The organism is Rhodothermales bacterium (assembly GCA_041391505.1).
Lineage (GTDB): Bacteria > Bacteroidota > Rhodothermia > Rhodothermales > JAHQVL01 > JAWKNW01.
Genome location: JAWKNW010000011.1, coordinates 118,935 through 144,280 on the forward strand (window position 1 = coordinate 118,935; position 25,346 = coordinate 144,280).

Below are 25,346 nucleotides of genomic sequence, written 5' to 3' on the forward strand. Positions count from 1 at the left end.
ACGACGCTATCGCATCGGCAGCGTATCGGCGCGGCGATAGAGCTCGCGGCCCTCCTTCGCGCTGGTCTGGCCGGGCACGAGGCCGACGCCTTCACTCAACACGCGGCTCGGCAGGATGCCGTTCTGCATGTAGAACTCTTCGACGGCACGGGCGCGGTCGTTGGACAGCGAGTCCGGATTCCGTTCGCCCTGCGCGGCGTAGCCGGCGATGCGGACGTTGAGGTTCGGGCAATCCTGGAGGATGTTGACGTTTTCCTGCAGGTTCGCGCGGGCCTGCGCCGAAAGCACGCTCGAGTTGGCCGGGAAATAGGCCGCGTTGAGCTCCAGGATCTCGGAGCAGTACGCCGCTTCGGTCGGCGCGACGACGACCTGCATCGTCTGCTGATCCGTACCGTTCCGGTTGGTGATGTTGAGGGTCACCGTATAACGTCCGGGCGTCGTGAACGTGTGCGACGGGTTGGCCGTGTTGGCCGTACCGCCGTCGCCGAAGGTCCACGCATAGGTGAGCGGCGTCTCGCCCACGACGTTGGACGTGAAGGCCACGGGGGTCTGCGTGTCCGGCGTCGGCGGATTCGCCGTGATCGTCACGATCTCGGGCGGATTCGGGCGCGGCACGACCACGACGGTGTGCACGCCAGAGTCCGAGCTGCCCTTGTTTTCGGCACTGAAGCGGACCGTGTAGGTGCCCGGCTGCGAGAACGAGTGCGTGCCGTCGAGCATCGGCGAGTCCGTGCCGTCGCCGAATTCCCAGCGGTACGCGACCGGCGGCGTGGCGGCGTCGACGTTGGACGTCGCGGTGAACGTGCCGACTTCGCCGACTTCGAGCTGGGTCGGACCGTTGATCATGTCCACCTCAACCGGCGTGAAGCGGCGCTTCAGATTGAACTGGGCGCCGAAATTGAACCGGTTCAGGAAGTCCATGCTCCCGACCCGGTTGCGGTCGATATCGTCCGTCGCTTCGTCCGGCGTCGAGCCGGAGGCGTTGAGTTCGATGAACAGGGACGTCCGCGGGGACACCGAGAAGTCGAGCCCGAGGCCGAAGAGCGGGCCCCAGCCCGGTTCGTCGAGCGGGTGGTCGCCGCCGATGGCGACGCTGCCGCCGGCCTGGACGTAGGGCGTAATCTTGGCGGTATCGACCCCGAATTTATAGCGGAGGATGGCCTGGATCGACGAACGCGTCGAATTGGCGCCGACGCGCGGGAAGTTCGTCGAGGCCACCGGGCGGATTACGTCCGAGTAGTCGGCATATTCATAAACGCCGCTCAGGCTGAAATGATGGGAGAACTGGTAACCGAGTTCTCCGAGGACGTTCCAGCCGCCGGATGTGATCGCGCTGTTGTTGTCCCCGATATAGTTCGCGTAGCCCACGCTGGGCCGGAAGAAGAGCGTTTGCGAGGGGCGCACCATCTGCCCGTAGCTCTGGCCAGCGAAGCCCAGAACCAACGCGAAAGCGATCAAGGATTTCGTATATGCTCCTTGCATACCATTTTCCGATTGGTGATTGAATATCGAACGCTCGGTCCGCGTCCTCGTTATGTTCAGGGCGGTACCTGCGCGCTTCGACAAGCCATGCGTCACCAGGGTCGCTGTGTGCACGTGCCTATCACAAGTCGCCTGGAAGCCGGCCAAAAGCCGCCGGCTTGCCGGGCTGTTTTCACCCCAAAACGCACCTGTGCCGTTTTTGTTACCGTAATTTCCTAAAGTAGTACATTATGATGCAACCCTTTTTCGTCAGGCGGCCAACGAATCCCACAAAAACGCACGCACACCGGGGGGCGCCGGGGGCACAAAAAAAGGCGCGGAGGGCCATGCCCGCCGCGCCTTAACATCAGGTCGCCTGCCGCCCGATCAGAGCTCCAGGACGCTGTTCTCGCAGAAGAACGGATTGGAGACGTACCGGTCGGCGCTTTCGTCGTTGCGCCAGTGAACGCCATCGATCACATAGCGAAATTCGTGCGTCTCGCCCGGTTTGAAGCTCATGGCCTTGCTCCAGATCCCCTTTTTGGGGTCGAGCTTCATGAGATCTTTCTCGGGATTCCACGCGTTGAAATCGCCGACGACGGCGACGCGATCGGATGCAACATCCGCCGGCAACTCGAACGTTACGCGGACCGTCTTGCCTTTCGGGCTTTGTTTTTTGTCTACCATATCTAAAAACGTTTTTGTCGGAATTGAATCGGGTTTGTCTTCCTCAACGAATGAGGTATTTTCCGGTTTTTAACTGAAAGCGCTTCGCTCCGAATCTTAACAGAAAATTAAGGTTACGCCGTCTTTTTTCTGGATTCCGGCCCGATAACGCCCGGTGGCCACTGGCGAATCAATACCCGTTCCCTTTTCTTGCCGCTCTCTGCCGGTCGACCGCCACCCCAAACCTCTCAACGATCCCTGCATGAACATCTGCTTCGTCACCAGCGAGTGCGTACCCTTCGTCAAAACCGGCGGCCTGGCCGACGTAAGCGGGGCGCTTCCCAAGGCGCTGGCGCGTCTGGGCTGCAACGTCAAGGTCTTTCTGCCGCTCTACGAGTCGATCCATACGATCGATCACGACCTGGTCTACGCCGCGGATCTGTCCGAAATCGTGGTGCGCGTCGGGCTGGCAGACGTCGGATTCCATACCTGGTACGGCAAATTGCCGGACTCGGACGTCGAGGTGTATTTCATCGATTGCCCGAGGTATTTCCACCGCCCCACCCCCTACACGTCCGACCCGGACGAAGACGAGCGCTTCATCCTCTTTCAGCAGGCCGTGTTCGCCGTGCTGCAGCGGTATCACTGGAAGGCGGATATCTTCCACTGCAACGACTGGCAAACCGGGCTCATTCCCGCCTTCCTGCGGCTCAAATATACCTGGGACGACCTCTTTCGGGGTGCGGCGAGCGTCATGGCCATCCATAATATCGGATACCAGGGTCGGTTCAATCCGCTCACGGTCGTCAAGGCGGATCTGCCCCAGGAGCATTATTACCCCGCCGGCCCCTTCGAACTCTACGGCTCGTTTTCCTTTCTGAAGACGGGACTCGTCTTCGCCGACCTGCTGGTCACCGTCAGCGAGAACTACGCCCGGGAGATCCAGACCCCGGAATTCGGCGAAGGGCTCCAGGGCCTCCTCGCCTCGCGGAGCCACGACCTGTTCGGCATCCTGAACGGCATCGACGTCGACATCTGGAATCCGGGCATCGATCCCTACCTAAAGGACCACTACACGGCCAAGACGCTCAAACGGAAGGCGCTGAACAAACGCCGGCTCATGGAAGCCTTCAAACTCCCCTATCGGGAGCGGACGCCGGTCGTGGGCATCGTCTCCCGCTTCGCCGACCAGAAAGGGTTCGAACTGCTGCACCCCATGATGGAACCGTTCCTCCGCGCCCACGACGTGCAATTCGTCGTGCTCGGGAGCGGGGATGCCCGCCACGAGCGGTTTTTTGCCTGGCTCCAGGCGACGTTCCCCGAGCAGGTTGGCCTGTACGTGGGGTACAACGAGGGCCTGTCGCATCTGATCGAAGCCGGCAGCGACCTCTTCCTCATGCCCTCCCGCTATGAGCCGTGCGGCCTGAATCAGATGTACAGCCTGGTCTACGGCACCGTGCCGGTCGTCCGCCACACCGGAGGCCTGGCGGACACGGTGCACGACAGCGACGGCGACCCGGAGACCGGCAACGGCTTCACCTTCGGCTGGTTTACGCCGGAATCGGTGTACGACACCCTGGTGCGCGCACTCGAGGCCTACCAGCAACCCGAACGCTGGGAAGCCATCATGCGGCGAGGGATGAACGCCGATTTTTCCTGGGAAGCCTCGGCGAAAAAGTACATGGCACTCTACGAACGCGCCCTGGAGCGGCATCGCTAGCCCGGCGTTCAGGGCGCGAGCACGCCGCCCACCGCGAGCAACCGATCCGTCTGCAAGCGGATGTCGGAGAAATAGACCAGCGCCGTGTACAGATTTTCCGGGCGAGGCACGGTGCCGCGTGGCAGCCGGCCACCACCGCCGACATACCGGTATTCATACTGCCCCTGCTTGAGCAGCATCTCGGCCTCGTAGCGCTCCTCGTCGTCGTTCCACGTCATGGGAGTAGCCCGCCGGCGATCCCACCCGTCGAAACTGCCCAGGATCGACACGCCGCCCTCGATGGGCCGGCCCGAATCCGTCACGAAGCTGAAGCGCACCTGGACGTATTGCGCCGACACGTCCGGACTCGCGACATCCCGAACCGCGCCGGCGATGACGGTCTGCCCCCGGAGAAACGGGGCCAGCGGGTTGCCGGGAAACCGCGCGTAATCCGGTTCGAGCTGAACCCGGTACGGCGCCTCGTTGAAGGCGATGTGCGCGAGCTGCCGCCCGACCTGGAGCGCACTCAAATCGAGGAAATAATCCGACGTCTCCGGCTCGAACGCCTGGTTCGGTTCCAGATAAAACTGCAGCGACGGCGTCTGATAGAGCCGCGGCTGCTCCGTGCAGCGCGGGGCCTCGAAGCGACCGTTCCGCACGAAGCATACCTGGAAATCGTAGGCATTGGGCTGCAGGGACTGCGACGGCAGGAAAACGGCCGAGGGCTGGACGGCGTTGAACCCGCCATCGCTGAGCAGCATGTTTTCGACCCCGACCTGCAACCCCATCGCCTGTTCGGTCACGTAAAACGGCCGTTCGAAAAGCACGTCGTCCTCCATCCCCTGCTCCGTGATCCGGACGATGTAGTTGCCGCTCAGCAAAAACGAAATCGCATCGTTGGGAAACCGGTACGCGTAGTGGACATAGGGCACGTCCGTCGCGCGCGACGGGGTATACTGGATCAGCTGATCCCGATGGAAGCCTCCCAGGTATTCCGACGGCGTAAGATCGCGCTCCCAGGCCGCATCGGCATGATAGAAAAAGACGCTCAGCGGCCGGCCCACCTGTTCCATCAGGTCGAATTTCAGCTCCAGTTGCCCCGAGGCGCCGAGCGCGATCACCGGAAACTGGGTCTCCTCCACGGTCTCCGTCCCCGGGCCATCCGATACCCCGACCCGGTACAGCTGGATGCTGCGCACGGCGGAATCCGGCTCGCCGAGCGGGATGTCGATGCGTGTCTTTTTTTCGGCGCGCTCGATGATGAAGGGCTCTCTTTCCTTCCCCTCGCCGGCCTCTTTCGCGCCGGCGCAGCCGGCTACGAGGACGATCCATGCCGCCAGCACGGGCACGTTCCGCCGCCACGGGCGCTTGGAGATACGGGTCGACAGGGCGCTGGGCATGGGGCTGGGGCGTCTGGCGGTCAGGACGGAGCGGTCGGGGGCGTTTCGATGGGGAGCGGATGCGTCTGAATATACGTCAGCCGGCGCTTAAAGTCGGTCAGCCGAAGCACTTCACCGAGCGCGCCGGCGGCGTCGAAGGCCGCGATGGCGCGATCGAGGGTGGCGAGGGCGTCAACGACCCGGCCGGCCCGGTACTGAAACAGGGCCAGCCATACCAGCCGTTGCCGATCGAGGGCCGGCGACAGCGCCGGCGCCGCGTCGAGCGCCGCGATGGCGTCGTCGAAGCGTTCCGCCGCGGCCAGGTACTGGCTCTGCAGGTAGGCCACCGCCGGCGTCGTCTCGCGCCAGGCGTCCAGCCGCTCCGCCTTTGCTTCCGGCTCCAGCGCCGAGCGCGCGATGCGAACGAGGCCCGGATGCCCGGCGAGGACACCGCGCAGCTGGACGAGCGCCCGCTCGTTGTGCTGGTACGGGGGCAGGCTGCGTTCGATGGCGGCGTAAAGCGCGCGCGCCGGCTCGGCCTCTCCGCCCATCGCGAGAGCATCCGCCATCACAAACTGCATCCCGACGGAGACGGTGTCGCCACGCGCCTCCCGGGGAATGACCGTGTAGGCGCCGAATCGTTCCAGGGCAGCGGCGGCATCGCCATGCGAAAGTAGCAGTCCGGCCCGCGCGACCTGCGCCGCCTCGAAGCGCGGATCGATCGCCAGTGCGGCCTCGATGGCGCCTTCGGCGGACACGGTATCGCCGGCGGCCAGCGCCTCGAGTGCCTCGCGATACCGGCGAATATGCGGAGGCACGTAGTGGGGGCACTCCCGCTCGAACAACGAGGGCCGGCCAAAACGCTGCACCACATAGCCGCGCACACCGATATCCAGCGCCGGCAGACGCGCAACATGGCGCTCCCACTCGCCGGCGAGGGCATCGACCGACTTTCCATAGACCCGCTCGAAATCGCCGCGGGCGTACACCGCCTTGAACCGGTCCACGCCGTACGCCGCGATGAGGTACTGCACGAACGAGCCCATCATGGTATAGGAAACGGCCCCGCGCCCGGTCCAGAACCCGAACGGCGAGAGCCGGTCCGCCAGGCTTCGCGCGCGTACGGCCAGCATGGCCTCCTGATCCGCGCCGCCGGCCGACGCTGCGGCATACACCTGCTCGTCCATCGAGGGCCGGCCGCTCGGCGGCTCCATCGCCTCGGCGAACCCCTCGACCAGGCCGACGGACCACGAGGCGTGGATGACGGGCATCCCGAAGCTCCGCGAAAAGACGTGGGCCAGTTCGTGGGGAAACACGTCGGTGTAGGCGTCGAGGAGCACGTGTGCCTGCGGCCGGCCGAGCCATACCGGCGCGACGTTGGTAAAACGCGCCCCGGTGAGGCGGGCCCGTGTGTCCGCGTCGGGGTAGAGATAGGAACGGATGCGTTCGGGCGGCTCGACGCCCAGCCGCGTGGCGAGCACGTGATAGCGGTATTCGTGATCCTCGGCCAGCACCTGGAGTTCGCCGTCGGTCAGCGACGCGGGATCGTAATAGATCTCAAAATGCGGCGTCACGATCATCCCGCCGAGCTCGCTCGCCAGGCGGCCGTAGGTCGTCACGATGCCGAGCCGCGGCGCCAGCGCGTAGCCGGCCGCCAGCAGCAGCGCCGCGCCCAGCGCCAGCCCCGTTTTCCGACGCCCGCGCCGCGCTTCGCCCAGCGTGTAGGCCAGCAGCGCGACGAGCATCGTCATCGCGCGGTAGACGACGAGGCCGGACCGGATGAGGAGTTCCTCGTCGTATATCGGCCCCAGAAATCCCCCGAAGACGTGGTTGTAGCTGTAAAACTGGGGATGAAAACCGATGTCGAACACGACCGGCGCGACGAGCAGCGCCGCGCCGGCGGCGAGGAAGGCGCCCGTGCGGCGGCGGCCGTGCGGCAGCGCGAGGGCCCAGGCGAGGGAGACGCCCAGGACCACACTGGGCAGTACGAAGAGCACGAAAAAGGCCAGCCCCTGCCCGTACGTGCAATTCGGCGCCCAGAGCATGGCCGCGGTCATCAGCGCGAGCGGGACGAGGGTTGCAGCCAGCGCGCGCCCCAGTTCGCGCCCGAAGCCGCCGCCGGCGGCGAACGAACGGAGCGCGCCGAGGCCGGCCGCAAAAAAGCCCGCCGTCGCGAGCAGCGCGGCCGATTCCACCTGGAGCCTGTTGAGCAGCGGTACGGGCCACAGCGCCAGACACAGCGCCGCATAACAGACGGCGCTGATGGCGGCTACCGGACCCCGGGCTGCAAACGGGTTAGCAATGCGTGGCATAGACGTGCCGGCCGGAAATGGAAAAGGCTATGCCGGATGGCATAGCCTTTCACATCGTAAGTGGCGGAGGAAGCAGCGGTTACGCCTTCTTCTCCTGCACTTCCGTACGAATATCCTGAGCCATTTTCTTCAGATCCTGCATGGCTTTACGGACACGCGTACCGGCGGCTTTGTTGCCTTTCTCGTAGAACTGAGAAAAATCGCGCTCCAGTCCATGTACAAAATCTCTAAGTTCTTCGAATTTGCTCATTTTCTACTCTCCTTGAGATGAATCGAAACAGATGTCGAGAGGCCAGACAACAGCGCCTGTTACCCCGGGAAATGACGGAAAAAACGTAACACCCACTCCCAGTGGAGTCAAGCATTAATGCTTTTCTGCCCGAATCTGGCCCCTTTTCAGGCGCCAGATGACACCATTTGGCTATGGAAGGCGGTCACGCCTCCGTTGTGTCACACGGAAAACTCGTCCGTCGCCCTCGCGTTCCCGCCTCACACCGCGGTTTTTTCGCCGTTTAGGCGGAATTCACACTTTTAAGGGCTCAAATTCGCAAAAAAAGTGGCCTCGGCCGGCCGAATCCGGACCCGATTCGAGTTATCCACACCCGTTGATCGGGGGCCGCATTTTCCGTTCCTTGGAGGTGTCGCGCCGGCCTACGCTCTTCGCCGGATGATCGCGCGCCTCGAGGTCGAGCCAACTCCGGATCCAACGTTTCCGCTCAGGAATGCACACGTGTGATTTTAGCCATCTTCATTGCCATAGCCAGTACTCGCTGCTCGACGGAGCCGCCCAGATAAAGACCATGGTAGCGAAGGCGGCCGAACACGGGCAGGCCGCCCTGGCGATCACCGATCACGGCAACCTCTACGGGGTGCCGGAATTCTTCACGGCAGCCAAAAAAGCCGGCGTCCAGCCCATCCTCGGCTGCGAGTTCTACATCACGCCGAGCGGCATGCAGGACCGGTCGGACAAGGTCCGGTACCACCAGATCCTCCTGGCCAAAAACGCCCAGGGCTACCAGAACCTCATCAAGCTCTCCTCGCTCTCGTACTCCGAGGGCTACTACTACAAGCCGCGCATCGACCTGGACCTGCTGAAGCGGCTCTCGTCCGGGCTCATCGCCACCACCTGCTGCCTCCAGGGCGAGGTGCTTCAAACCATCCTCAACAAGGGCGAAGAAGCGGGGCGCGTCGCGTTCGAGCGGTATCTGGAGATCTTCGGCGAGGACTATTACGTCGAAATCCAGGACCACGGCATCCCCGAGCAGCACCGGTGCAACGAGGTGCTGCTGCGGTGGGCCTCGGAATACAACGTCAAGATCATCGCCACGAACGACGTCCACTACGTCGAACAGGTGGATGCGGAAGCGCAGGACGTGCTGCTGTGCCTGCAGACCGGCAAGGACCTGCACGACCCGAACCGGATGCGGTTCGAGAATAATCAGTTCTTTCTGAAGAGCACCGACGAGATGCTCGGCTCGCTGAAGGGGCTTACGCCCATCCAGCGGGAAAGCGCGCTCAACAACACGCGCGACATCGTCGACAAATGCCATTTCGACCTCCCGATGGGCACCCTGCTCATGCCGCACTACCCGATCCCGGAGTCGTACGGCAACGACATGGACGCCTACCTCAAGCACCTCGTGTTCGAGCGGGCGGTGGAGCGGTATCATCCCCTCAGCCAGGATGTGGTCGACCGGCTCAACTACGAGCTCGGGGTGATCAAGACGATGGGCTACGCCGGCTACTTCCTCATCGTGCAGGACTTCACCACGGCGGCCCGCACCCTCGGCGTCAGCGTCGGGCCGGGGCGCGGTTCGGCCGCCGGCAGCGCCGTCGCCTACTGCCTCGGCATCACCAACATCGACCCGCTCGCGTACGACCTCCTCTTCGAGCGCTTCCTGAATCCCGAACGTGTCTCGATGCCGGACATCGACATCGACTTCGACGACCGGGGTCGCGGGCTCGTGATCGACTACGTCGTCCAGAAATACGGCCGCGAAAACGTCTGCCAGATCATCACCTTCGGGACGATGGGCGCCCGGTCGGTGATTCGCGACGTCTCCCGCGTGCTGGGCATCCCGCTGTCCGAGGCCGACCGGATCGCCAAGATGATCCCGGAAGGCCCGAAGGTGGACCTCGACCTCGCCCTTTCGACCGTCCCCGAGTTCAAACAGCTGCTCAAGGATCCGAATCCCCAGATTCGCAACCTGATGCACTACGCCACCGTGCTCGAGGGCTCCGCACGCCACACGGGGGTGCACGCCGCCGGCGTCATCATCGCCCCGGGCGACGTGAGCGACTACGTGCCGGTGTCGGTCGCGAAAAGCAAGGGCGACGAGGTCGTCACGACGCAATACGACGGCAAGTGGATCGAGGCGTTCGGGCTGCTGAAGATGGACTTCCTGGGGCTGAAGACGCTCACCATCATCAACGACGCGCTCAGCCTCATCCGGGAAAACCGCGGCGTGGAGATCGATGTCGACGCCCTGCCGCTGGACGACACGGCCACGTACGACATGTTCAAGCGCGGCGATACGGTGGCCATCTTCCAGTTTGAATCCGAGGGCATGCGCGAGTGGATGCGCAAGCTGAAGCCGACGTGCATCGACGACCTCATCGCGATGAACGCGCTCTATCGCCCCGGCCCGATGGACCTGATCCCGAACTACGTCGACCGCAAACACGGCCGCGAGACGGTGGTCTATCCGCATCCCGTCCTCGAGGAAATCCTCCGCCCCACCTACGGCATCCCGATCTATCAGGAGCAGGTGATGCAGATGGCGCAGGAGATGGCCGGCTACTCGCTCGGCCAGGCGGACATCCTCCGCCGCGCGATGGGCAAAAAGAAGCAGTCCGAGATGGACACCCAGCGCCAGATCTTTGTGGAGGGATCGGCGCAGAAGGGCATCGACGCGGTCAAGGCGAACGAAGTCTTCGACATGATGGCGAAGTTCGCCGGCTACGGCTTCAACAAGAGCCACTCCGCCGCCTATTCGCTCGTCGCCTACCACACGGCGTATCTGAAGGCGAACTACACCCCCGAGTTCCTGGCCGCGGCGATGACGAACGAAATGGGGGATACGAAGAAGCTCGCAGTGCTCCTCGAGGAAGCGCGCCGGCTCAACATCGATCTGCTCCCTCCGTCGATCAATCGCAGCCAGGCCCATTTCACGGTCGAGAACGGCAAGATCCGGATCGGGATGGGCGCCATCAAGGGCGCCGGCATCGCGGCCATCGAAGCCATCGTCGCCTCGCGCGATCCGGAGCATCCGTACACGACGATCTTTCAGCTCGTCAAGAAGCTGGACCTGCGCGTCGTCGGCAAGAAGACCCTCGAAAGCCTGGCCGAGGCCGGCGCGATGGAAGAATTCGAGGGCCACCGGGCACAGCTCGTGGAAAGCGTCGGGCCGGCGATGAAATACGCGCAGAAGATCCAGGCCGACCTGGCCGCCGGCCAGAGCTCGCTCTTCGGCGACGCCTCGTCGAACGCCTTCACCATGGAGCCCAACCTGCCCATCGTCGAGGCCTGGCCCCGCTCGCGGGCGCTGAAGGCCGAACGCGAACTGATCGGCTTCTATGTCTCAGGCCACCCGCTCGAGGAGTTCGCCGCGGAAGCGCGCGCCTTCTCGACGGCGAAACTCGGCGACGTGGAAGCCCTCGAACAGCAGGCCGCCCGGGCCCAGGGCAGCGGCGACGGCGCCCCGTCCTATGGCGGCGGCGGCGATCCGTTCCGAGCCCAGGCGCCGGTGCACCGCTTCTGCGGCATCATCACCGACATCCAGCGACGGGTCACCAAAACCGGCAAACCCATCGTCTTCGCCACCCTGGAGGATTTTACCGGCCAGGGCGAAATCACGTGCTTCTCGTCCGAGTTCGATCGCTTCCAGCAGTACCTGAAGGTCGATGAGATCGTGCTCGTCCGCGGCAACACCGACGTGCGCGGCGGCAGCGTCAAGATCAAGGTGCAGGACATCGTCCCGATGTGGAAGGTGCGCGACCAGTACATCCAGGGCATCGTCCTGCGGGTCGATGCCACCTCGACCGAACTGGGCGACATCGAGGCGCTGCGCGATCTGTGCGACGCGAACCGGGGCAAATGCAAGCTCTATTTCGATATCTTTGCCCCCGAACTTCCGGGCGGCAAACAGCGCGTCCACAGCCGGAAATACGTCGTCGAACCCACGCCGGAACTCATGAACGGCCTCTCACGCCTGTTCGGCCGCGACAACGTCGTGCTCGAAAGCGACGCGTTCTAAAGGTCCAAGGATCGAGCTTCAACGTTCAAGGCGACGTTCCGGTACTTCCTCTACCGCGATGAGCCTGGTCCATTTTGCAATTTGCCTTCTACGAGTTTTAATCCGCCATGCCGTTTCCCACCCTCAGCGATGACGGTCAGACCGTGACGCTCGACCTGCACGGGGCGACCGTCGACGAGGCGGTGCGGCTGGCGCAGCGCGCGGTGAGCGAGGCCCGCCGGCGCGGCCGGTCGTCCCTGCGCCTCATTCACGGCTCTTCGACCAGCGGAGGCGGCCGGCGGACGATCAAAAGCGCCGTCACCGACCTGCTCCTGGACGGCCGCTTGGGCATTCCGGCCAGCAACGCAGTCGCCGGCGACGACGTCCTCGTACTGTCGCTCGGCCACGCCGGCAGGCCGGACCCGCGCCCGATCACGCTTCTCGACATCCAACGGTAACAGACCATGCCGCGCCTCCTGATTGCGGTCGTCCTTCTCCTGCTGGCCGGCTGCGCCGGCGACCCGATGCCTCCTTCCTCTCCCACCTACGCGATCGCGGTCGACTGGGAAGTCCTCCAGAACCCGACTCAGGAGCCCTTGCAGGCCGTCTCCCGCCTGACCATCACCAACGAGGGCTCATCCACCCTCCCGGTCCACGGCTGGCGGCTGTATTTCAACTTCAGCCGTCTCTTCGCTGCCGGAGCCCCGGACACACCGCTGCTCGTGGAGCACGTCAACGGCGATTTCTACCGCCTCTCGCCCGGCCCCGGCTTCCAGCCCCTGGAGCCCGGCGCCTCCGTATCCGTCGACCTGCGGTCGTCCGACTGGCTGATCAAAAAGACCGACGCGCCGGCGGGTTTTTACCTCGTGGCGGACGAAGGCGGCGACCCCTTGCCCATCGAACACGTCCGCATCCATCCCTTCACGCGTCCGGAGCAGACGACGCGGTACCCGGGCGATATCGTGCAGGTACCCACCCCCGCCTCGCGGTACGACGCCAACGCGAGCCTGACCCTGCTGCCGACCGCCGAACTGCCGCCCGTCCTCCCCACCCCTGTTCGACTCACCCGTACCGGCGGTGACGTTCGTATCGACGCCGCGACCCGCATCCAGCATGGCGAGGGGCTGGCGGGCGAAGCCCGCTACCTGGCCGGCGCGCTGCGGGAGACGCTCGGCATCGATCCGGCGACGGCCGAGGGCACCGGGACGGGCCCCGGCATCGTCACGCTGCTGATCGAACCGGTCAGCGCCGGCGTCGGCGTAGCCGACGAGGCCTATCGGCTCGACGCGACCGCGCAGGGCATCGTGATCCGCGGCGCCACGGCGTCCGGCGTGTTTTACGGCATCCAGAGCCTGCGCGGGCTGATCCCGCCGGACGCGACGGGCCCCGAGGCCGTGATGCCGGCCGTCGCCATCGTCGATGCGCCGCGATTCCCCTTCCGGGGCATGCATGTGGATGTCGCCCGCAATTTCCACGAGCCGGACCGCATGAAGCGGCTCCTGGAGGCGATGGCGTTTTACAAGCTCAACCGGCTCCATGTCCATCTGTCGGACGACGAGGGCTGGCGGCTGGAAATCGCCGGCCTGCCCGAACTGACCGCCGTAGGAGCCCGGCGCGGCCACACCATCGACGAGGCCGACCGGCTGTATCCTTCGTACGCCTCTGGACCCGCCCCCGAGCCTTCTGCCGGCACGGGATACTACAGCCGCGAGGCGTTTATCGATTTGCTTCGTTTCGCGCTGGAGCGGCACATCGAGGTGATTCCCGAATTCGACTTCCCGGGGCACTCCCGCGCCGCGATCCGGTCGATGGAGGCGCGCTACAACCGGCTGGCGGCCGCCGGCGACCCCGAGGCCGCGGCATACCGGCTCATCCACCCCGAAGACGCCTCGTCGTACCAGTCCGTCCAGCTGTGGAACGACAACGTGATCGATGTCTGCCTGCCCTCGACGTACACCTTCATCCAGAAAGTGATCGATGAGACGGTCGCCCTGTACCGCGAGGCCGGCGCCCCGCTCACCGCCTTCCACGTCGGCGGGGACGAGGTGCCGCGTGGCGCATGGGTCGGCTCGCCGGCCTGCCGCGATGCCGGCGGCGCCCCGGATCCGGAAGCGCTCAAGGAATCGTTTTTCGCCTCGATCTATGCCATGCTCGAGCCCTATGGCCTGGTCATGGCCGGCTGGGAAGAGATGGCACTGCATCACGGCGAGGCCGGCAAGGTCCCGAGCGAGGTACTGCGGGGTAAAAAGGTGCGGGCCAATACCTGGAATACCGTATGGGGCTGGGGGGATGAGGACAACGCCTACCGCCTCGCCAATGCCGGCTACGACGTGGTGATGAGCAACGCCGGCGACCTGTATTTCGACCTGGCGTACGACAAGGACCCGGAAGAACCCGGCTACTACTGGGCCGGCTTTGTGGACACCTATGCGGCGTTCGCCTTCACCCCGCTGGACCTGTTCAAGTCGGCGCGGACCGACCGGATGGGGCACCCGCTCGACCCCGACGCCCTGGCGGCCGGCCGCGAGCGGCTTACGGCCTCCGGGCGCGACAGGATCCGGGGGATCCAGGGGCAGCTCTGGAGTGAAAATGCTGTGTCGAGGGAGCGCTTCGAGTACCTCATCTTCCCGAAGTTGCTCGGCCTCGCCGAACGCGCCTGGGCTCCGGCGCCATCCTGGGAAACGAGTTCGCCGGCGCGGGGCGCCGTCGAGCGCGCGGCCGCGTGGAACGTCTTCGCGAACCGCCTCGGGCAGCGCGAACTGCCGCGGCTGGACCGGCTGGCGGGCGGGATTGCGTATCGGATTCCGCCTCCGGGGGTCCGGGTGGATGGCGGGCTGGTGAGGGCCAACACGGCCTTCCCCGGGATGGCGATCCATTTTTCATCCGACGGGACGGAACCCGACGCCGGCGCCGCGCGGTATGAGGGTCCGTTGCCGGCCGGCTCCTCGTTCCTCTTCCGCGTCTTCAGCACGCAAGGCCGCGGCAGCACCTCCGCAGCATTCTGACCGCCTGCCTGCCCCTCCCGGGGCCTCTCGCGGTTTGCCCTTCTCTCTTCCTCATTTCGCACGAGGCCTTTCGACGTCGTGGGGTCATGGTTTGGACGCAGGATACCCGGCGATTCCAAACATCCAGCATCCGGCATCCAGCCCCCTGTCCGTCCGTCAGTTCGTAATGCAAAGAAGATAGCACGATTTTGTGACCGCCCCGTGACAGGTCCCTGCGTTACATGATGCTTATTAGAGGGCACAGGACGTAGCGGATGGACACCCGGGCGGGGACTTTCTCGATGGCAGCAGACCGAGACGTGGTATGAGCGCCACCACCACGGTCAGGCCCCGTTCACATCGACCTCAGGGGTGCGCCGGCCAGCGCATCCTGAACCAGCCTCCGAGACCAACCGATGGACGTCTTGATCGGAATTACTACGTCGTTCAACGAAGACGAGCAGCGGCTCGACCGCGCCTATGTGGAGGCGGTCGCGTCGACCGGGGCGATCCCGGTGATCTTACCGATGTCCGTTCCGGACGAGGTCATCGACGCGCTGGTCGCGCGCCTCGACGGGCTGGTGATCACCGGCGGGCCGGCGATCGTGCAGGGGCTCATCGGCGAGCTGCCGGAAGACCTCGGGGCCACAGATCCGGCGCGTACGGCGGCGGACGAGCGCTATCTGACGCGTGCGCTGGAGCGGCATCTGCCGATCCTGGGCATCTGCTACGGGATGCAATTGCTCAATGCGCGCGCCGGGGGGCGGATCTATGGCGACGTGGAGCGTCAACAAAAAACGATGGTGCATAGCGCTAAACGCGGAGCCAAAATGCACGATATAGAGATCAGACCCGAATCCGTCCTGCACGATATTCTCAGGCGCACGAACGTGTCGGTCAACACCCGACACATTCAGGCGCTTGCGTCTGTTGGTGAGGGATATCGTGTTTCGGCCACCGCGCCCGACGGCGTCATCGAAGCTATCGAGCGACCGGACGGCCGGATCCTGGGCGTCCAGTTTCATCCGGAAAAAATGGGTGCAGCGATGCGCCCTCTTTTCCAGCACCTGACCGATCGCGCCCGCGCGTTTTCGGTCGATAAGGCCACGGCATGACCATGGAAGCATCCTCCTCGGTGCGCCGGCGATCGGGCACGCCGCTTGTCCGCGTCGACGGCGCCGGCCGAGCGATGATCGGGGCTCGCCGGCCCGCGTCCCTCCTCTCCCTTCAGGCACGTCTCCTTGCACCTCGTGCAGAACTCTTTTTGCTGTGTAATTAACCTATGGATAAGCTTGTCGCAAACTCGGCAGAGGCCACGCTTGGCGGGCGCAGCTCGTGGCTCCGCTCGCTCAGCGTCATGACGGTTGGCGTGTCGGTTTGCATCCTCGTCGTTTTTGTCTGGGCCCGTCCGCTCGAAGGGCTGGCGGAGGCGTTCCTCGATCGGCTCGCGGCGAACCGGACCGACGTTCCGTCGACCCGCGTCGATCCGGCCACGCTCCCGTTCGGCCGGCCCGTCGGTACCTCGTTCACGCTCAAGGATCTCGACAATCACCCCGACCGCCTCCACAGCGCCCTCTTTTCGGCGCCCTTCTATTCGCTCAAACACAGCCCGATCGAGAGCGAACTCGTCGCGCCGTTCCGCGACCTGCTCAACATCTACGTGATGCGGCAGGCCGTCGACGACAACTTTACGATCCGCGTGATCGACAGCCGCACGAACAGCCTGCTGGAGCGGTACACCCTCGAGGAGGAGCGCACACAATTCTACGCCGGCCCGGATACCGACTGGAAGCTGGTGGACCAGCTCCGCGCGGCCGTCAGCAACCGGCTCGTCGCCAAGTACCGCCGCAAGGGCATCCCGAACGATGCGATTGTGGTGAAATGGGGCCGCGTCGACCAGATCTACGACGCGCGCCGCCGCGAGGCCGGCTTCATCGAATACGAAATCAAGCTGTCGCGCATGCTCGGGCTGAGCCTGCTGTCGACGGAGATCGGCACCGTCGAAACCTTCAACGACGACCGGCTCGTCTCCTCCGTCGGCGCGCGCGGGCGCTACCAGATGATGCCGTACCTGCTCCGAAAAAACGGGATCTACAGCTACGCGCTGCAGACCGACCGCGGGGCCCCCGTTCAGATCTGGGAAGAATGGCACCCGATGCTGACCATGGAGCCGGCGTTCATCCTGATGAAAGGCTACAGCAACGCCGTCGGGCACGAAATCCCCGGCATTTCGGCCTACCACACGGGTCCGTTCAACATCTACAAGATCTACCAGAAATACCTCAACGACCCGTCGACACGGTACACGCCGTCCTCCACCGTGCTGGACGCCTACATGTGGGCGCTGACCGAAGGGTACGACCAGGTCTCGGAGGACACCGGGTTCCGCACGTATTCGCGCACCTATGTGCCGTCCGCGTACGGCGCGCTCCGCAGCACGGAGAGCACGCCCATCGACACGTCGCTGACGCTGCGGATGGAGCGCGTCCAGCTGGCCGACGACGCCAGCGTCACGCTGGCCGAGCTGATCGAGGCGCTGGCCTGCCTGGATGGCGAAGTGGAATGGGGCGCGGCCGCGGCCGACACGTCGGTCTACAACCGTTTCCGGACCCTGAATCCCCATTTCGACCTGCCCGACGCCGCGGCCGGCGAGCGCGTGCCGGCGGCCGGCAATGCCCGCCTCACCGCCTGGCATGCCAACGGGCCGGTCCGCTTCTTCCTCCCCCTCGGCGCCTCAAGCCGGCTGGAGGCGAACGGACTCGCCGTGTTCGACCCGAGCCGGGTTTTCCGGTTCGATCGCGAGGCCTTCTGGCTGTCGGACCCGACCGAGGTGACGGTATGGGACCAGCAGTACCAGGCGCTGGTGGACGACATCGGTCACTTCGGATTCACCACCGAAAACATGACCCAGCTCGAACTGCTCACGCGGCGATTCGAGACGCTGGCCGAGGAGCACCCCACCTATTACCGGCAGATCCAGCACGCGATCATCAGCCTGCACCTGAGTCTCTGGAAGACGGGATTCTGGCGGGAGCTGTCCACCTCCGCCCAGGTCGCGAGCCGGCGGTTCCACGAAGACGTGCAACCCGGCCAGCCGATGGGCCTCACCCAGCGGATGGTGTTCGCCGCCGACCAGGCGCCGTCGATGCCGTAGAAGGGTTCAAGGTGTGAGGTTCGAGGTTCAAGGATGCTTCCCCTTAAACCTTAAACCTTGAACCTCAAACCTTGAACCTCATTCTTCCCGACTCCAGGCGTGGACGCGGCGCATCATCACTTCCTGGTAGCCTGAATCCTCTTCTCCCGGACCGGGGCGGCGCAAGACGTAGTGGCCGTCCGAGCGCAGCTCCCAGGCGGAGCGGCGGTCGTTGAGGGCGACGCGCAGCGTTTCGATCAGCCGTTGTTTGATGGCTTCGTCCACGATCTCCGTAGCCACTTCCACCCGATCGTCGAGGTTGCGCCGCATCCAGTCGGCGCTTCCGATGTAGACGCGCGGTGCGCCGTTGTTGTGGAAGTAGTAGATGCGTCCGTGTTCGAGGAAACGGCCCAGCACGCTGATGACGCGGATGTTGTCCGAGAAGCGGGCGAGGCCCGGGCGGAGCCGGGAGTGGCCGCGGATGATGAGGTCGATCGACACGCCGGCCTGCGACGCCCGATAGAGCTCCTTGATCATCTCCACATCGTCGAGGGCGTTCATCTGCGCGACGATGCGTCCGTTGCCGTGGCTTTTCTGAAAATCGACTTCCCGGCGGATGAGCCGAATGAAGGCGTCCCGCATGTCCCGCGGCGCGACGAGCAGTTCGTTGTACTGCTGCTCCGGCGCGTAGCCCGTCAGGTAGTGGAACAGGTTGACGAGGTCGTAGCCGCGCGCCTGGTCGGCCGTGAAGAGGCCCAGATCCGTATAGAGCCGCGCGGTCGTCGGGTTGTAATTGCCTGTCCCGATGTGGCAATAGGTCTGTACCTGCGACCCTTCCTCGCGCACCACCAGGGTGACTTTCGTGTGCGTTTTGAGACCGACGAGGCCGTAGGTGACGTGCACGCCGGCCTTCTCCAACATCTGGGCCCACTCGATGTTGTTCTCCTCGTCGAACCGGGCCTTCACCTCCACGAGCACCGCCACCTGCTTGCCGCTCTGCGCGGCGCGCATCAGCGCCAGCGCCACGGGGGAGTCGGACGACGTGCGGTAGAGGGTCTGCTTGATCGCGAGCACCTGGGGATCGTCCGCCGCCATCTCGAGGAAGTGCTGTACGGTGCCGCGGAAGGACTCGTACGGATGGTGCACGAGGATGTCGCGCCGCTTGATCTCCTCGAAGATGTTGGGGTCGTCCTTCGGGTCGCTAGTGGGATGAAAGCGGACCGGCGTCGCCGGCTCCCACACCGGGTATTTGTGCTCGGGCAGATCGAGGTTGGCGAAAAACGCGCAATCCGTGTGATCCACGAGACCGTCCGTGGTCTGGTAGATGTCCTCCGGCGACAGCTCCAGCTCGCGCATCAGCAGCAGCTGGACGTGGTTGGGCATGTCGCTATCGACTTCGAGACGCACCACTGGCGCCGACCGGCGCTCCTGCAGCTCATCCGAAATCATCTCGATCAGGTCATCCGCTTCCTCCTCGTTGCGCCGGATATCGGCGTTGCGGGTGATGCGGAAGGCATTGACGTTGAGCACCTCCATCCCCCGGAACAGGCTCTCGACGTTGTGTTCGATGACCTGCTCGATGGGCACGAAGTGGTTCGGTTCTTCCAGCGCCACCCAGCGCTGCCGGCTCTTGGGCACCTTGAGGCGCGCAAAATGCTCGCTGCCGCGCCGCGGATGCCGCAGCATGACGGAGAGCGACAGGCTGAGGTTGGAGATGAACGGAAACGGATGCCCGGGGTCCACCGCCAGCGGGGTGAGGATCGGGTAAATATTGGATTGATAGTACCGGTCGAGCCGCTCTTTCTGACGGGTGCCGAGGTCGCTGTAGTTGACCACCTGGATGCCGGCTTCCGACGCCAGCAGCGGCTTGAGCGTCCGCTGCCAGATGGTCGCCATCTCGCGGTACATCCGGGGCACGCTGCGCGAGATCAGGGCGAGCTGTTGCTCGGGGGTGCGGCCGTCGGGGGAAAGTCGGCGCACGCCGGCGGCCGCCTGCCGCTTGAGCCCGCCGATGCGTTTGCGGAAAAACTCGTCGAGGTTGGACGATGCGATCGCGAGAAAACGGACCCGTTCGAGCAGCGGTATGCGCTCGTCCATGGCGAGATAGAGGACGCGCCAGTTGAAGTCGATCCAGCTCAGCTCCCGGTTGAAGTAGAGGCCGGTGTGATCGAGTGACGCGTTTTTAGGCACGCGCTGGGCGGACGTCGCCGTGGGAAACCGCGCTATCACGCCGGATTCCTCATGCCCGTTGCTGCTGCGCACGCGCGCGCCGACCAGTTCGGGCATATCCTGCTGTTTCATTGCCGCCAAATAACGTTCCAGGGGTGGTGACAGGTGCGATTCGTACACGATGCGCCGGGCCGTCGCGGCGCGACGCCGGTTGCCTGACGCGCGAAACGCCGTCGAGTGGGCGCCTCAAGATACGCCTTTTGAATGATTTATCGACGGGAATCGCCGTCTATTTATGCGAGAACGTACAAACGCCTCCTATCCGAAGAAAGAACGCGGCGGCCGAAACGGCTTCCGGGGCCGTGCGGCGGACGCCAAATTCCAGGAGGCCGCGCCGCCATGAAAGGGTAAAATGAAGGGGCCGGATTGCGATTCAAGGCGACATGTCAGTATATAACCCATCGCTCGAACGTCGCCGGTAAGCCGGCGGGTATCGTTTACTGCAAGCCCTCGATACCCCGACGCATCCGTTGCCGGCACACGGCAATCATCCGGCCTGAGCAGCCGTCCACCAACCTCTACCAACCTCATGTCTGTATTCCTGTATTCCAGGCGCGCCCTGCGTCGCCTGGCCGGCGCCGTGTTGGCCGGCCTCATCCTCATTCCCGCTCCGGCCGCCGCCCAGGGCCTGATCGACGGCTTCAACAAGGGCCAGGGCCGCCTGGACCTCGCCTTATCCTACAGCTGGGAGCAATACGAGTCGTTTTATGTCGGCAGCGAAAAGGTATCCGAACCCGGTCTCGGTGAAATCACCACGCAGAGTGTGAGCCTGTACGCCGCCTATGGCCTGACCTCGAAGATCGACCTGATCGTCAACCTGCCGTTTATCTCGGCCCGGTCGGCCAACAACCCGGCGCTCGACGAGTCGGCGCTGCAGGACCTCGCCCTGTGCGTGAAGGCGCGCGTGCTCACGCGGTCGCTCGCCGACGCGACCTTCAAGCTGTTCGCATCGGTCGGCGCCATGACTCCCACCACCCACTATGCGGTGGATGCGCCGGTGGCCATCGGGCACCGATCGACCAACCTGGACGGCCGCGCCATTGCCCAGGTAGACCTCCCCGGCGGGGCCTTCGTGGCCGCGCAGGCCGGCTACATCTGGCGAAGCGACGTCACGGTGGCCGGCGCCTCGGTGGACGTCCCGGGGGCGTTCGATGCCATCCTGCGGGGCGGATTCGGTGCCCGCCGCATCTACGCCGATGGATGGGCGCACCTCCAGCGGTCGGGCGAGGGCACGGACATCGGGCCGGGCGTCCCGTTTCCATCGAACGCGATCTCGTTCCTGCGGCTGGGCGGAAATCTCTATACGCCCCTGACCTCCTCGCTGGGGGTCGGCGTCGGTTTCGGCTACACGGTGTCCGGTGAAAACGTCGGCAAGGCGTTCCGCCTGAGCGGCGGCGTCGTCTACCGTCTATAAACGGGACGGGGGGGAGGCCGTCACGTCGATTCCAGAAACGCTTTCCGTTTGATCTGTTTCTGGAGTTCGTGGAGCGCCATCAGCTGCTCCTGGATGGGGCGGAGCTCCTCCCCGTTTTTTTCCGCCCGGAAGAGGACCTCATTGTGTCGCTCGATGGCCTGTTTCACCCGGCGCAGCTTGAGAAGCATCATGCTGTCGCCGGCGGTCTCGTAGGGCTCCTTGTTGAACCGGGGGATGGGGATGTTCTGCTTGCGCTCCCAGTGCATCGACGGTTCGTGTTCCTGCATGAGGACCTCCGTCGCCAGCGCGCGGATCGGCGCGGGCGCATCGGACTCGATGAATCGCTGGCTCTCCACGCCGCCGGCGTGATACATCTCGAGCACCTTCTCCACGGCGTTGCGCATGACGCCTTCGCTGAACTCATCCATCGACATGTGGCCGAGGATGTATTCGACCATCGGGTTGCCGTGCTCCAGCATCAGCCGGAACAGCATCTTCTCCTGAGGGAGGGGCTGCAGGGAGACGGACGCCGGCGCGCTGCCGCCGGCTGACGCCGCCTCGGCGAAGCCCGCCTCGTCGTAGACGACATCGTCGTCCGCCGTGTAGACCGCGTACGGATCGGGCGGAGGCGGTGGCGCCGGGGCCGCCTTGCGCTGCTTCTTTCCGATGGTATCTAGCACCCCGCGCAATTCGATGTCGGGCACCTTCAGCACATCGCTCGCCCGGCGCAGGTAGGTCTCGCGCAACAGCGGATCGGGCAGGCGGGCGACGGTTTCCAGGATGGAGCGCATGGCCTGGGCCTGTCCCTCTGGCGTGTCGAGCGCGCCGGACGCCCGGGCCTGGGCGTATTTGAAGGCCACGAAGTCCTGCCGGTTGCGGTCGATATACGCCAGCAGCGCTTCGCCGCCCTTGTCGCGCACGAACGAATCGGGATCTGCGCCGGCCGGCAGCGCCAGGCTATACACCGCCAGCCCCTGCTCCAGCACGATGTCGATCCCGCGGACGGCCGCGTTCGCGCCGGCGGAGTCGGCATCGTACAGCACGAGCACCCGCTTCGCGTAGCGGGCCAGCAGTTTCACCTGCTCGGGCGTGAGGGCGGTCCCGCTCGACGCCACCACATGGCGCACGCCGCCCTGATGCAGGGTGATGACGTCGGTGTAGCCTTCGACGAGGATGACCTCGCCGCGCTGGCGGATCTCGTCGCGCGCCTGCGAGAGGCCGTAGAGCACCTGGCTCTTGTGGTAGACGCTCGTCTCGGGCGAGTTGATGTATTTGGGCTGGTCGTCCGCCGGCTTGAGGATGCGCCCGCCGAACCCGAGCACCTTGCCGATGTGCGAGAAGATGGGAAAGATGACCCGTCCGCGGTAGCGGTCGTAATGGCCCGACTTGTCCTTCCGGGGGATGATCAACCCCGCCTTTTCGAGGATGTCGACCTCGATCGACGCCGCGCCGGCCGCCGTGAGCAGCGCATCCCAGGCATCCGGCGCATAGCCGAGGCCGAAGTGCTTGATCGTCTCCGGCGTGAAGCCGCGATCCGTCAGGTACGCGAGGCCGGCCCGGCCTTCAGGCTCCTGGGTGAGATGCCGATAAAAAAAGCGGGCGGCGAAGCGGAGCGCGTGGTAGATCGCCTCGTTTTCGCTGGCTTCCGGCGGCGCGTCGTCCTCGGGGAGCGCGATGCCGGCCTTGTCGGCCAGCATACGCACGGCCTCGACGAAGCCGATGTTCTCGAGGCGCATGAGGAACTGGAAACTGTTGCCGCCGGCGCCGCACCCGAAACACTTGTAGATGCCGATTTCGGGGTTGACGTTGAACGAGGGCGTTTTCTCCTTGTGGAAAGGACAGAGGCCGACATAGTTCGACCCCCGCCGCTTGAGCGCAACGTAGTCCCCCACGACGTCGACGATGCCGACGGCGCTGCGTACTTCATCTACCTTCTCTTCAGGAATGCGCATGCGACGCCAGGACGGGCGATGGAACGGTTGCGGTACAAAAATCTGAACCCCGGGCAGGGCGTGACGACATTCGATCACACACGCCGGGGCCGTTGCGCCTCACGCCGCGTGTGCGGGCCATTCGCGAGCGATACGCCTTTTTGATAAGTGACACATCCAATGGTTCCCTCAATTCCCTGGCGCCGGCCACCCGCATCGTTAACGCTTGCCGCGCAGGAGATCCATGTGTGGCGCGCGCTGCTACACCAGCGCCCCGAAGACATCGCCCTGCTGGAAAGCGTGCTGTCGATGGACGAGCGAGCCAAAGCCGGCCGGTACAAGTTCGACCATAACCGGAACGATTACATCGTCGCCCGGGGCGTGCTGCGGCACATACTCGGCGCCTACGTCGATCGCCGGCCCGAATCGCTGCAATTCTACTACAGCCCCTACGGCAAGCCGGCGCTCAACGCCGAGATCGACGGCCAGAAACTCTCCTTCAACGTGTCGCACAGTGGCGGCTACGCCCTGTACGCCATCGCCCGAGGCCGGGAGATCGGCATCGACGTGGAACGCGTCCGCCCTGAAGCCGCGCAGGACGGCGTGGCCGAACGCTTTTTTTCGCCCAGGGAAGTGGCTACCCTGCGCGGTCTTCCGTCGCACGCACAGCCGCTCGCGTTCTTTAACTGCTGGACGCGAAAAGAAGCGTATATTAAGGCGCGCGGCGAAGGCCTGTCGCTTCCGCTCAACCAGTTCGACGTGAGCCTGACGCCGGGCGAACCGGCCCGGCTGCTGCAATCACGCGTCGACCCGGAGGATCCGGCGCGATGGACGCTCCAGGCGATCCCCTTCGAGCACGGCTATGTGGCTGCCGTCGCCGCCGAAGGCAACGACTGGAAGCTCACCTACTGGAACTGGCAACCCTGACGCCGGCTCTCAGTTCGTGTTTTCGACCGGGCCGGTCTCCGGCTTGTTCGAGCACTGGCAGGAACCGAGGGAGAGGGTCATCAGCAAGCAGGCAAAAAGGAACGTTCGCATAGACTTGTCTGTTTTTTCACGTCTTTTGAAAACCCGATAAACTAGGTTTTCGATTTTAGCACTTACACGCAGCATTGTCCCGTCCGACTCAGATAAAGATTTAAGAAACCGTGGAGATTCTAGGCATCGATATCGGCGGATCCGGCATCAAGGGCGCCCCGGTGGATCTGGCAACCGGCTCGCTCACGAAGGAACGCTACCGCATCCCAACCCCGCAGCCGGCCACGCCCGAGGCCGTGGCGCACGTGGTCTGTCAAATCGTCGACCATTTCTCCTGGAAGGGCATCATCGGGTGCACGTTCCCGGCCCGCATCAAACGGGGGGTCGCCAAAACGGCCGCCAACGTGGACAAATCGTGGCTGGGCACCAACGCCGAGGCCCTGTTCGAGCACAGGACGGGGTGCAAGACCGTCGTCGTGAACGACGCGGACGCCGCCGGCGTGGCAGAACTGGCCTACGGCGCGGGGAAAAACCGGGAAGGGCTCGTCCTGCTCCTCACCTTCGGCACCGGCATCGGCAGCGCGCTCTTCATCAACCAGTGCCTCGTGCCCAACACGGAACTCGGACACCTCGAATTCAAGGGCGGGGATGCGGAGCATTACGCCGCCGACAGCGCCCGCAAGAAACATGACCTCGGCTGGAGCGCCTGGGCCAAGCGCGTGCAGGAATTCCTCGACCACATCGAGTTTCTCTTCGGGCCGGACGTCATCATCATCGGCGGCGGCGTCAGCAAACCGAACAAACGCGCCAAGTTTTTCGACCTGCTGCATACCGAGGCCGAACTGATCACGGCCGAACTCGAGAACGACGCCGGCATCATCGGCGCCGCCTATCACGCCCGCACCGTCGCCTGACCCGGGCGCCG

The 25,346-nt window shown here is 64.6% G+C and carries 16 protein-coding genes; 9 read left to right on the forward strand and 7 right to left on the reverse strand.

All coding sequences use genetic code 11. The features are described 5' to 3' along the window. Positions 1 to 6: 6 nt before the first annotated feature. The gene (locus tag R2834_12540) at positions 7 to 1,443 is read right to left on the reverse strand and encodes a PKD domain-containing protein (GenBank protein MEZ4701156.1); all 1,437 of its coding nucleotides are present in this window, start codon (positions 1,441 to 1,443) and stop codon (positions 7 to 9) included. Positions 1,444 to 1,848: 405 nt separating this feature from the next. Then, complete coding sequence (locus tag R2834_12545) at positions 1,849 to 2,148, reverse strand: isoamylase early set domain-containing protein (protein ID MEZ4701157.1); 300 nt, start codon at positions 2,146 to 2,148, stop codon at positions 1,849 to 1,851. Positions 2,149 to 2,389: 241 nt separating this feature from the next. Here R2834_12545 and glgA point away from each other — a divergent pair, with 241 nt between their 5' ends. Then, positions 2,390 to 3,847: a glycogen synthase GlgA gene (gene glgA, locus R2834_12550; protein ID MEZ4701158.1), complete on the forward strand. Its 1,458-nt coding sequence runs from the start codon at positions 2,390 to 2,392 to the stop codon at positions 3,845 to 3,847. 8 nt (positions 3,848 to 3,855) lie between these two features. Here glgA and R2834_12555 read toward each other — a convergent pair whose 3' ends face one another. The 3 genes from R2834_12555 to R2834_12565 form a co-directional block, all read right to left on the reverse strand. Next, complete coding sequence (locus tag R2834_12555; protein ID MEZ4701159.1) at positions 3,856 to 5,226, reverse strand: DUF5103 domain-containing protein; 1,371 nt, start codon at positions 5,224 to 5,226, stop codon at positions 3,856 to 3,858. Between the two features lie 20 nt (positions 5,227 to 5,246). Next, positions 5,247 to 7,517 carry a hypothetical protein gene (locus tag R2834_12560; GenBank protein ID MEZ4701160.1) on the reverse strand — a complete coding sequence of 757 codons (2,271 nt, stop codon included), beginning with the start codon at positions 7,515 to 7,517 and terminating at the stop codon, positions 5,247 to 5,249. A gap of 79 nt (positions 7,518 to 7,596) precedes the next feature. Continuing rightward, on the reverse strand, positions 7,597 to 7,767 hold the full coding sequence (locus R2834_12565; GenBank protein MEZ4701161.1) for a histone H1: 171 nt from the start codon (positions 7,765 to 7,767) through the stop codon (positions 7,597 to 7,599). A 472-nt stretch (positions 7,768 to 8,239) separates the two neighbouring features. On the opposite strand from R2834_12565, the gene dnaE reads away from it, so the two are divergent. The 5 genes from dnaE to R2834_12590 all read left to right on the forward strand — a co-directional run bounded on the left by dnaE (position 8,240) and on the right by R2834_12590 (position 17,890). Then, entirely contained in the window at positions 8,240 to 11,773 is a 3,534-nt protein-coding gene (gene dnaE / locus R2834_12570) for a DNA polymerase III subunit alpha (protein MEZ4701162.1), read from the forward strand. Between the two features lie 107 nt (positions 11,774 to 11,880). Further along, a complete protein-coding gene (locus tag R2834_12575) occupies positions 11,881 to 12,210 on the forward strand; it encodes a Smr/MutS family protein (protein ID MEZ4701163.1) in 330 nt (109 codons plus the stop codon). A 6-nt stretch (positions 12,211 to 12,216) separates the two neighbouring features. Then, positions 12,217 to 14,757, forward strand: a complete 2,541-nt coding sequence (locus R2834_12580) for a family 20 glycosylhydrolase (protein MEZ4701164.1) — start codon at positions 12,217 to 12,219, stop codon at positions 14,755 to 14,757. A 395-nt stretch (positions 14,758 to 15,152) separates the two neighbouring features. Further along, positions 15,153 to 15,851, forward strand: coding sequence for a type 1 glutamine amidotransferase (locus tag R2834_12585; GenBank protein ID MEZ4701165.1), 699 nt, complete (start codon positions 15,153 to 15,155; stop codon positions 15,849 to 15,851). Between the two features lie 167 nt (positions 15,852 to 16,018). Next, complete coding sequence (locus R2834_12590; protein ID MEZ4701166.1) at positions 16,019 to 17,890, forward strand: hypothetical protein; 1,872 nt, start codon at positions 16,019 to 16,021, stop codon at positions 17,888 to 17,890. 78 nt (positions 17,891 to 17,968) lie between these two features. On the opposite strand, the gene ppk1 is transcribed toward R2834_12590, so the two are convergent. Further along, a complete protein-coding gene (gene ppk1 / locus R2834_12595; GenBank protein ID MEZ4701167.1) occupies positions 17,969 to 20,170 on the reverse strand; it encodes a polyphosphate kinase 1 in 2,202 nt (733 codons plus the stop codon). A 457-nt stretch (positions 20,171 to 20,627) separates the two neighbouring features. Here ppk1 and R2834_12600 point away from each other — a divergent pair, with 457 nt between their 5' ends. Next, complete coding sequence (locus R2834_12600) at positions 20,628 to 21,512, forward strand: hypothetical protein (GenBank protein MEZ4701168.1); 885 nt, start codon at positions 20,628 to 20,630, stop codon at positions 21,510 to 21,512. Positions 21,513 to 21,532: 20 nt separating this feature from the next. Here R2834_12600 and dnaG read toward each other — a convergent pair whose 3' ends face one another. Continuing rightward, the gene (gene dnaG, locus R2834_12605) at positions 21,533 to 23,464 is read right to left on the reverse strand and encodes a DNA primase (GenBank protein MEZ4701169.1); all 1,932 of its coding nucleotides are present in this window, start codon (positions 23,462 to 23,464) and stop codon (positions 21,533 to 21,535) included. Positions 23,465 to 23,623: 159 nt separating this feature from the next. Here dnaG and R2834_12610 point away from each other — a divergent pair, with 159 nt between their 5' ends. After that, positions 23,624 to 24,370 (forward strand): 4'-phosphopantetheinyl transferase superfamily protein, encoded by a 747-nt coding sequence (locus R2834_12610; protein ID MEZ4701170.1) that lies wholly within the window; start codon positions 23,624 to 23,626, stop codon positions 24,368 to 24,370. Between the two features lie 221 nt (positions 24,371 to 24,591). After that, a complete protein-coding gene (locus R2834_12615) occupies positions 24,592 to 25,335 on the forward strand; it encodes an ROK family protein (GenBank protein MEZ4701171.1) in 744 nt (247 codons plus the stop codon). Positions 25,336 to 25,346 lie beyond the last annotated feature (11 nt).